Here is a 2,902-nt window from a genome sequence, read left to right as displayed (position 1 = left end):
CTCGCGACCTGGACCGGCGCATGCCCGACCTGCCACCAAACCGTGAAACCGCTACACCGCAACAACTATCGACAAACCTAACAAAGCACTACTAGCGTCGGGGTCCATGAGGACTGTCCGATGAAGTTCGCCGTCAGCTACAGCACGCCGTACTTCGGCGTCGACCCCGACCGGCTCGTCGCCTACGCCCGGCACGCCGAGGAGTGCGGCTTCGAGGCGTTGTACCTGCCGGAGCACGTCGCGGTGTACCCCGGCGCCGCGGTCGGCGCGCACGAGATCCCGCCGGCACTGCCCTACGCCGACCCGGTCGACTGCCTCGCGTTCGTCGCGGCGGCGACGAGCCGGATCCTGCTCGGCACGGGGGTGTTGCTGCTGCCGTACCACCACCCGGTGGTCCTGGCCAAGCGACTGGCGACGGTCGACGTGCTGTCGAAGGGCCGGATGCGGTTGCTGACCGTGGGCCTGGGCACGTTGCCCGGCGAGGCCCGGGCGGTCGGGGTGGACTTCGGCACGCGCGGCCGACGTGCCGACGAGGCGATCGACGTGCTGCGGCTGTTGTGGGAGGGCGGCGAGGAGGGCGTGAGCTTCGCGGGGGAGTTCTTCGCCTTCGAGGACCTGTGCAGCTTCCCGAAACCGCTCGGCGTCCGGCACCTGCCCGTCCACGTCGACGGTTCGAGCCGGGCCGCCGCGCGCCGGGCCGGGCGCCGTGGTGACGGGTACTTCCCCGGCGGCATGCTCATGCCCGACGAACGCGCGCTCCAGTGGGACCTCGCGCGCTCGACCGCGATCGAGGCCGGTCGTGACCCGGACGCGTTGGACTACACCCGGTGGGGCTCCATCGAGATGTCCACGGACACGGCGGAGGCGTTCGCCGAGCAGGGCGTGACCCGCGTCGTCGTGAGCGCGACCAGCGCGGACCCCGGTGAGCAGCGGGAGCAGTTGGCGGCGTTCGCGGAGAGGTTCGGCCTCGACGGCCGGACGTGACGCCGGGGCGGCGCGCGACGACCATTCGCGCCACGCGCGGCCGGCCGTTCGAACCAGGCGTGCCCTGCGGATGACGACGAGCGCGGACGCCCTTCGGCAGCGCGTGGTTGCGACCGCGTGCCGCCGCCCTTCGGGCTGCCGCACCGGCCTGCCCCGCACCCGTGACCCGCGTGTCACGCTCGGTGGTCGGATCTCAACCCTGCGGAGGTTTCGATGAAGCGCAAGGTCTTCGTGAACGGGGTGGTGGGCGCGGTGGCGCTCACCACCGGTCTCCTGGTCGGCGCGCCACCGGCGGGCGCGGCGGAGGGCGACATCCGGCTCGCCGCCGCCGGCACGGCCGTGCCGGGGCACTACGTGGTGGTGTTGAAGGACGAGGTGGCGGCCCAGGCGGCCGACCTCACCGCCGAGCACGGCGGCACGGTCACGGCCACGTGGCGGCACGCGTTACGCGGCTTCGCCGTCACCGCGAGCGAACGGGAAGCGAGAAGACTGGCCGCCGACCCGGCGGTGCGGTCGGTCAGCGAGGACGGCCGGGTCCAGGCCGTCGACACGCAGCCGAACCCGCCCTCGTGGGGGCTCGACCGCATCGACCAGCGCGACCTGCCGCTGAACTCCTCCTACAGCTACGACACGGCCGCGGCCAACGTGCGCGCGTACATCCTCGACACCGGCATCCGGACCACCCACTCGACGTTCGGCGGCCGGGCGTCGTGGGGCTACGACGCCGTGGACGGCTCCAACACCGACTGCAACGGCCACGGCACGCACGTGGCGGGCACGGTCGGCGGCAGCCACTACGGCGTCGCCAAGGGCGTGCAGCTGGTCGCCGTGCGCGTGCTCAACTGCGCGGGCTCCGGCACGTTCGCCCAGGTGATCAGCGGCGTCGAGTGGGTGACCGCGAACGCCGTCAAGCCCGCGGTCGCGAACATGAGCCTCGGCGCCACCGCCTCCGCGGCCACCGCGCCCCTGGAGACGGCCGTGCGCAACTCGATCGCCTCCGGCGTCACGTACGCCCTCGCGTCGGGCAACTCCAACGCCGACGCGTGCGGCTTCAGCCCGGCGCTGGTGCGCGAGGCGGTCACCGTCAACGCCTCGACGAACACCGACGCGCGGGCGTCGTTCTCCAACTACGGCACGTGCACCGACGTGTTCGCGCCCGGTCAGAACATCACCTCGTCCTGGCACACCGGCGACACCGCCACCAACACCATCAGCGGCACCTCGATGGCCGCACCGCACGTCGCGGGCGCCGCGGCGCTGTACCTGGCCACGCACCCCGGTGACGCGCCGGCGACCGTGCACGCCGCGCTCGTCGACGCCTCGACCCCGAACAAGATCACCAACCCGGGCGCGGGCTCGCCGAACCGCCTGCTCTTCACCGGCCCGACGACCGGTGGCCCGTCGACCGTCACGGCGGTCCGCTACTACGGCGGTCGCGACCACCTCACGTCGGTCACCGGCGCCCCGTCGGGCTACGTGGCCGAGGCGTCCCTGGGCCGCCTCCTGACCAGCCAGGCCCCGGGCACGCACGCGCTGTACCGCTGCGCGGTCGGCTGGGACAACTTCACCTCCTACGACGTGAACTGCGAGGGCCAGACCCGCGTCGGCCTGCTCGGCTACGCCCACGACGGCGCGGTCGCCGGCAGCCACCCGATCTACCGCTGCGTGGTGCGGGGCAGCGGTGACCACATGGAGTCCTACGACCCGAACTGCGAAGGCCAGATCACCGAGGGCAACATGGGCTACTTCCTCGACTGATCGCCGACCGCGGGCCTGGGGGGGGGGGGGGGGGGGGGGGGGGGGGGGGGGGGGGGGGGGGGGGGGGGGGGGGGGAGGGGGGGGGGGGAGGGGGGGGGGGGGGGGGGGGGGGGGGGGGGGGGGGGGTGGGGGGTGTGGATGGAGGTGTGGGTGTGGGTCG

At 73.6% G+C, this 2,902-nt stretch carries 2 protein-coding genes; both read left to right on the top strand.

Annotation, left to right across the window (positions count from 1 at the left end; translation table 11 throughout):
- The first annotated feature begins 120 nt into the window (after window positions 1-120).
- Entirely contained in the window at window positions 121-984 is an 864-nt protein-coding gene (locus tag ACZ7GX_RS18485) for a TIGR03619 family F420-dependent LLM class oxidoreductase (RefSeq protein WP_498778193.1), read from the top strand.
- A 213-nt stretch (window positions 985-1,197) separates the two neighbouring features.
- Window positions 1,198-2,742, top strand: a complete 1,545-nt coding sequence (locus ACZ7GX_RS18480; RefSeq protein WP_498778191.1) for a S8 family peptidase — start codon at window positions 1,198-1,200, stop codon at window positions 2,740-2,742.
- Window positions 2,743-2,902: the final 160 nt, after the last annotated feature.

The sequence above is a fragment of the Actinosynnema sp. NPDC037264 genome (genome assembly GCF_055603705.1).
This window is presented reverse-complemented; position numbering and strand designations above follow the sequence as displayed.

Coding starts and splice junctions, on each gene's coding strand:
- ACZ7GX_RS18480 (WP_498778191.1), top strand. CDS start 1,198: ATGAAGCGCAAGGTCTTCGTGAACGGGGTGGTGGGCGCGGTGGCGCTC.
- ACZ7GX_RS18485 (WP_498778193.1), top strand. CDS start 121: ATGAAGTTCGCCGTCAGCTACAGCACGCCGTACTTCGGCGTCGACCCC.